At 62.7% G+C, this 6,657-nt stretch carries 8 protein-coding genes; 6 read left to right on the top strand and 2 right to left on the bottom strand.

Annotated features, from left to right (window positions below):
• From EOC93_RS31950 to EOC93_RS31970, 5 genes are all read left to right on the top strand, one after another.
• On the top strand, positions 1–271 hold a 271-nt coding region (locus tag EOC93_RS31950), incomplete at its 5' end, for an FAD-dependent oxidoreductase (protein ID WP_164759363.1).
• A gap of 2 nt (positions 272–273) precedes the next feature.
• Complete coding sequence (gene preA / locus EOC93_RS31955) at positions 274–1,587, top strand: NAD-dependent dihydropyrimidine dehydrogenase subunit PreA (protein WP_095482947.1); 1,314 nt, start codon at positions 274–276, stop codon at positions 1,585–1,587.
• Positions 1,588–1,698: 111 nt separating this feature from the next.
• Entirely contained in the window at positions 1,699–2,211 is a 513-nt protein-coding gene (locus EOC93_RS31960; RefSeq protein WP_095482899.1) for an Rrf2 family transcriptional regulator, read from the top strand.
• A 12-nt stretch (positions 2,212–2,223) separates the two neighbouring features.
• A complete protein-coding gene (locus EOC93_RS31965; RefSeq protein ID WP_095482898.1) occupies positions 2,224–2,682 on the top strand; it encodes a carboxymuconolactone decarboxylase family protein in 459 nt (152 codons plus the stop codon).
• Between the two features lie 60 nt (positions 2,683–2,742).
• A complete protein-coding gene (locus tag EOC93_RS31970; protein ID WP_095482946.1) occupies positions 2,743–3,120 on the top strand; it encodes a DoxX family protein in 378 nt (125 codons plus the stop codon).
• Between the two features lie 129 nt (positions 3,121–3,249).
• Here the strand turns inward: EOC93_RS31970 and EOC93_RS31975 are convergent, their stop codons facing one another.
• On the bottom strand, positions 3,250–4,086 hold the full coding sequence (locus EOC93_RS31975) for an SDR family oxidoreductase (protein ID WP_095482897.1): 837 nt from the start codon (positions 4,084–4,086) through the stop codon (positions 3,250–3,252).
• Between the two features lie 219 nt (positions 4,087–4,305).
• Complete coding sequence (locus EOC93_RS31980) at positions 4,306–4,935, bottom strand: TetR family transcriptional regulator C-terminal domain-containing protein (protein ID WP_095482945.1); 630 nt, start codon at positions 4,933–4,935, stop codon at positions 4,306–4,308.
• 254 nt (positions 4,936–5,189) lie between these two features.
• On the opposite strand from EOC93_RS31980, the gene EOC93_RS31985 reads away from it, so the two are divergent.
• Positions 5,190–6,518: an aspartate aminotransferase family protein gene (locus EOC93_RS31985; RefSeq protein WP_095482896.1), complete on the top strand. Its 1,329-nt coding sequence runs from the start codon at positions 5,190–5,192 to the stop codon at positions 6,516–6,518.
• Positions 6,519–6,657: the final 139 nt, after the last annotated feature.

Here is a 6,657-nt window from a genome sequence, read left to right on the forward strand (position 1 = left end):
CGGCGGGCGGCTGACGCTTACCGCCGATCAGGTGTTCAAGGCGATCGGCCAGAGCTTTATTCCCTCGGCGCTCAACGGCAGCGGGGCCTTGCTTGCCTTGGAGGCCGGCCGCATAAAGGCCGATGCCGAAGGCCGCACCTCGCTGCCAAACGTCTGGGCCGGCGGCGACTGCATCTTTGGCGGCGACGACCTCACCGTCTCCGCCGTCGCGCAAGGCCGCGACGCGGCTGAATCGATCCACCGGGCACTGACCTCGAACGGGAGGGCATGAGCATGGCAGACATCCGCAACAATTTCGTCGGCATCAAATCGCCAAATCCGTTCTGGCTGGCGTCGGCGCCGCCGACCGACAAAGCCTACAACGTCATCCGCGCCTTCAAGGCGGGCTGGGGCGGCGTGGTGTGGAAGACGCTCGGCGAAGAAGGCCCGCCGGTGGTCAACGTCAACGGTCCGCGCTATGGCGCGATCTGGGGCGCCGATCGCCGCCTGCTCGGCCTCAACAACATCGAGTTGATCACCGACCGCGACCTGCAGGTCAACCTGCGCGAGATCAAGCAAGTCAAGATGGACTGGCCCGACCGCGCCATCGTCGTCTCGTTGATGGTGCCTTGCGAGGAGCATGCGTGGAAGGCGATCCTGCCGGTCGTCGAAGAGACGGGGGCTGACGGCATCGAGCTCAATTTCGGCTGCCCGCACGGCATGTCGGAACGCGGCATGGGTGCCGCCGTCGGCCAGGTGCCGGAATACATCGAAATGGTGGTGCGCTGGTGCAAGGCCAACACGCGAATGCCTGTTATCACCAAGCTGACGCCCAACATCACCGATGTGCGCAAGCCGGCGCGCGCCGCTCTTGCCGGCGGCACGGATGCGGTGTCGCTGATCAACACCATCAATTCGATCACCGGCGTCAATCTCGATAGTTTTGCGCCGGAGCCGACGATCGACGGCAAGGGTTCGCATGGCGGCTATTGCGGGCCGGCGGTGAAGCCGATCGCCATGAACATGGTGGCCGAAATCGCCCGTGATCCGGAAACGCATGGGCTGCCGATCTCCGGTATCGGCGGCATCACCACATGGCGCGACGCTGCCGAATTCATGGCGCTCGGCGCCGGCAATGTGCAGGTGTGCACGGCGGCGATGACCTATGGCTTCAAGATCGTGCAGGAGATGATCGCCGGCCTGGAAAACTGGATGGACGAGAAGGGCCATGCCTCGCTCGACGATATAATCGGCCGCGCCACGCCCAACGTCACCGACTGGCAATATCTCAACCTCAACTACGTCGCCAAGGCGCATATCGACCAGGAGGCCTGCATCAAATGCGGCCGCTGCCACATCGCCTGCGAGGACACTTCGCACCAGGCGATCACCAGCATGGTCGACGGCGTCAGGCATTTCGAGGTGATCGAGGCCGAATGCGTCGGCTGCAATCTCTGCGTCAATGTCTGCCCGGTCGAGAACTGCATCACCATGGAGCCGCTGGCGGCCGGCGTGATGGACCAGCGCACCGGCAGACCGGTATCGCCGGTCTACGCCAACTGGACGACGCATCCGAACAACCCGATGGCCAAGGTGGCTGCGGAATAGGGCGCAGCCCGTTTTGAAAAGCGGCGCCTGCATGCGCCGCTTTTTTTAAATGGCTATTGCGGATAATAATTATCCACGATAAACTGTATCCATGAATTGGAGATCGGCACAATGAAGCTGGGTGAGGGTGTCGAAGCGGCCATCCATTGCGCCGCGATGCTTGCCGGCGTGCAAGGCACGGCGACCATGCCGGGTGCTGCCATGGCCGAAGCGTTCGGCCTGTCGCCGAGCTATCTCCTCAAGCATCTCAATGCGCTGACGGCGTCGCGCATACTGGAATCGGTGCCCGGGCCATCGGGCGGTTACCGGCTGGCGCGGCCGGCGGAGCGCATAACGCTGCTCGACATCGTGCTCGCCGTCGAAGGGCGCGATCCGGCCTTTCGCTGCGGCGAAATCCGGCAGCGCGGACCGGCCAGGCTCGATGCTTCCGCCTATGTCAAACCCTGCGGCATCAGCGTCGCGATGATGAAGGCTGAGCGCGCCTATCGCGCCGCTCTTGCCGAGGCCCGGCTGTCGGACATCGTGGCGGAATATGTGAGCGATGCCGATCCCCGTTCAGTCGCCGCGAACTGCGCCTTTGTCGAGCGCCATCAGCGACCGCAGAGTTCAACCAAGCAAGCGTGAAAGGCAAAGACGATGAAACAGAGGCTGCAATTCTTCGGCGCTGCGCCGGAAATCATGAAAGCGGTATCGGCGCTCAACAAGGCGGTCGACGAATGCGGGCTCGAGGAAAGCCTGTTGCATCTGATCAAGCTGCGGGCATCGCAGATCAATGGCTGTTCGTATTGCGTCGAGATGCACAGCCGCGAGGCGCGCCATGACGGCGAGACCGAGCAGCGGCTTTATCTCGTCTCCGCCTGGAAGGAATCGCCGCTGTTTTCCGAACGAGAACGCGCTGCCTTCGCCTGGACCGAAGCGGTGACGAAGATCGCCGATAACGGTGTCTCGGACGAACTCTATGCGCGCACGCTCGAGCATTTCTCGGAAGAGGAATTGGTCAAGCTGTCTGTCGCGCTTGGCATGATCAACGCCTGGAACCGGCTTTGCATCCCGTTCCAGGCCATTCATCCGATGCCGGCGGCGAAAGCTGCCTGAGCGGTCGAACCGGCGCGCGGCCTGGGCGCCGCGTGCCATTTTTGTTTGAGGATCAAGAACATGATGGCAAATTTTGAGAATGAAATTCTGTTTGCCGCCCGCCTGCTGCTTGGCGGCGCCTTTGTCTTTGCCGGTCTGCGCAACATCCAGAACGCTACCTTCCTGACCCAGCTGATGACGACACGCGGCGTGCCGCAGGCGCGGCTGATGCTGTGGCTGGGTATCGTCCTGCAGGTCGTCTCCGGAGCGCTGGTGATATCAGGTGTCTGGACCGCTGCCGCCGCCTTGTGCCTGGTGCTGTTCCTGATTGTCGCCACGCCGATGTTCCACAATTTCTGGGATCATCAGGGGCCCGAGCGGGCGTCCCGCATCAACGGCTTTGTCGGCAATGTGGCGTTGACTGGAGGGTTCCTGGCGCTGGTGGCGCAGCCGCTTTGACGGTTCGGACGGCCGCCTCGCGGCGGCAGCCGCCACGGTCTGTGGCGACATGCCAGTTTCCGCGCCGCGAGGCCGAAGCGGAAGAGCCGCCGACGATCACGGCATGTGAGGGTTTCTCGCTCGTGAACGTTATCCCTTCGATGTTAAGGTGGCCGGCTGACGCTCGACCAGATCGAGGCTCAATGTCCGCAAATGCTGTCTTGCCTTTGCATCATAGGCCTGCGCGTTGGCGCGGGCTTCCCTCAGACCGTCGAAATACAGGCCGCTCCGCCCTTCCAGGTCAGGCGATATCGCAAGGTTAAGGATGGCGTCAGCGCCGGTCTCGACCGAGTTCCACGGCGTGACGCCGGCCTGCCGGACCATGGTCGTATTCATGTAGCTTGCCGGATGGAGGCTGTTGACGGTCACATTGCTGCCCTTCAGCTCCTGCGCCAGATCGATGGTGAACATGATCTGCGCCAGCTTGCTCTGGCAGTAGGCACGGACGCCATCGTAGCTGCGGGTCAGCATGACATCGTCGAAATCGATCGCCTGCTGGCCGGCCGAGGCGACGTTGACGATGCGCGCCGGCGCGCTCGCCTTGAGCAGCGGCAGAAGCTGCGATGTGAGCAGGAAGCCGGCGAGGTAGTTGACGGCAAAGCGCAGTTCGTAGCCGTCGGCGCTGACCTGTCGTTTGGTGCCGGCGGTGCCGATGCCGGCGTTGTTGATGAGGATATCGAGCCGATCCGTGCGGGCGCGGACAGCCTCGGCGAGACGGCGGATTTCGGCGAGCGACGAAAGGTCGGCGACGAGAAGCTCGGCCTTGCCGCCGGCGGTTTCGATCTCGGCGACCGTCGCCTTGCCTCGTGTCGCATCGCGGCCATGCACCAGGACACGCGCGCCGCCGGCGCCGAGCCTTTGCGCAACCACGCGGCCGACGCCGTCGGTCGATCCGGTGATGAGGATTGTCTTGTCGTTCAGTTCCATGCTTGAGCCTCCACATTGTTGCTCTGGGTGGAAGATGGGGCATCCGACACGCCTCAAACAGTTCAAACATTATCCTGGCATCCATACTGCTATAATGGCGTCGATGGATTCCCCGACGCAATCAGCCGATGGTTGGCCGCAGCCCCGTAAGCTTCGTCATCGCAGGGCGTAGCAGCCGCGAAGCGATGCAGCGCAGATCCCAGGATGACGAAACGAGAGTTAGGTTTTCGGCTTCAGCCCGTCGATGAACAGCTGTTCCAGAAACCTTGCCGCATCCTCGAAGCGGCCGTCGCCGCCGCGGTTGGGGCCGAGCACGGCACGGACCTGAACGTCGAAATCGGCATAATGCTGCGTTGTCGCCCAGATCGAGAAGATCAGGTGCCAGGGGTCGGTGCGGGCGATCTTGCCGGCGCGCATCCAGCCTTTGATGACGGCGGCCTTCTCGTCGACCAGCGTCTTCAGCTCGCCCTCCAGCATCGGCATGATGCGCGGCGCGCCCTGCAAGATCTCGTTGGCGAACAGCCGGCTTTCCCTAGGGAAATCGCGCGCCATTTCGAGCTTGCGCCTGATATAGCTGCGCAATTCGGTCAGCGGGTCGCCGATATCGTCGAGCTCGCGCAGCGGCGCGAGCCAGGTATCCAGAAGCCGCTGCATCAGCGTCTCGTGGATGTCCTCCTTGCGGCGGAAATAGTAGAGCAGGTTAGGCTTCGACATGCCTGCGGCTTCGGCGATTTGGTCGATGGTCGAGCCGCGAAAGCCGTTGGTCGAGAAGACTTCGAGCGCCGCCTCCAGGATGAGCTCGCGCTTTTCCTGCTGGATGCGGGTGCGGCGAGGGGCGGGGACTTCCATATCGGCCGTCACCCCGGCAGACCTTGAGTTGGAGGGCGATCTGGACCAATTCTCTGGACCAGTTTTTCCCCGGCCTGTGGAGCGCGCTTCAGATGCCGCATTTCCGCTAGTAATCCCTTGACCGCCGACAGGGCGGTGCTAACGTTTGTCCAATCGGTCAAAATTTGCGTAGCACGAAAACGCAGCAGAGACCAAGTGTCGGAAAGACCAAGCGTTAGCCGCACCGAAACAGGTTACAAGGGGAAGTCTTGGTCATGTCCAACCGGCTGAAAGTCACGCCGAACGATCTCAGCGCATTCTGGATGCCGTTCACGGCAAACCGGCAGTTCAAACAGGCGCCTCGCATGATGGTGTCCGCCAAGGACATGCATTACACGACGAGCGACGGGCGCAAGGTTCTCGACGGCACCGCCGGCCTGTGGTGCGTCAATGCCGGCCACTGCCGGCCGAAGATCACCGAAGCGATCCAGAGCCAAGCCGCCGAGCTCGACTATGCGCCGGCCTTCCAGATGGGCCATCCGATCGTCTTCGAGCTGGCGAACCGCTTGGTCGACATCGCGCCGAAGGGCATGGACCATGTGTTCTTCACCAATTCCGGATCGGAATCGGTCGAGACCGCGCTGAAGATGGCGATCGCCTATCACCGCGCCAAAGGCGAGGGCTCGCGCACCCGCCTGATCGGCCGCGAGCGCGGCTATCACGGCGTCAATTTCGGCGGCATCTCGGTCGGCGGCATCGTCACCAATCGCAAGATGTTCGGCACGCTGCTCGGCGGCGTCGACCACATGCCGCACACGCATCTGCCGGAGAAGAATTCGTTCACCAAGGGCGTGCCCGAACATGGCGCGGAATTGGCCAACGAGTTGGAGCGCATCGTTGCGCTGCACGACGCCTCGACCATCGCGGCCGTCATCGTCGAGCCGGTGGCCGGTTCCACAGGCGTCATCCTGCCGCCGAAAGGTTATCTTGAGAAGCTGCGCGAGATCTGCACCAAGCATGGCATCCTTCTGATCTTCGACGAGGTCATCACCGGTTTCGGCCGGCTCGGCACGCCGTTCGCCGCCGACTATTTCGGCGTCACGCCCGACATCATGACGACGGCCAAGGGCGTCTCCAACGGCGTCATCCCGATGGGCGCGGTGTTCGTCAAGAAGGAGATCCACGACGCCTTCATGACCGGCCCCGAGCACATGATCGAGTTCTTCCACGGCTATACCTATTCGGGCAATCCGGTCGCCTGTGCGGCGGCGCTAGGCACGCTCGACACCTACAAGGAAGAGGGGCTGCTGACCCGCGGCGAGGAACTGGCGCCGTATTGGGAAGACGCGCTGCATTCGCTGAAGGGCGAGCCGAACGTCATCGATATCAGAAACATCGGCCTGATCGGCGCGATCGAGCTGGCGCCCATTCCCGGCAGCCCGACCAAGCGCGCCTTCTCGGCCTTCGTCAAGGCGTTCGAGCGCGGCGCCTTGATCCGCACCACCGGCGACATCATCGCGCTGTCGCCGCCGCTGATCATCACCAAGGGCCAGATCAATGAATTGATCGACCATGTGCGTGAGGTGCTGAGGGCAGTGGATTGAGAAACTGGGCGCAGCTTTCCCTCCCCTCGAGGGGGAGGGGGACGCCGCGCAATAGATGAGAGGAATTTGAATGGCCGCACCCGGCGAGAATCTGCGAATCAATTCAGACCGTTTGTGGGATTCGATAATGGAGATGGCG

It is taken from the genome of Mesorhizobium sp. M6A.T.Ce.TU.002.03.1.1, from assembly GCF_003997275.1.
Classification (GTDB): domain Bacteria; phylum Pseudomonadota; class Alphaproteobacteria; order Rhizobiales; family Rhizobiaceae; genus Mesorhizobium; species Mesorhizobium mediterraneum.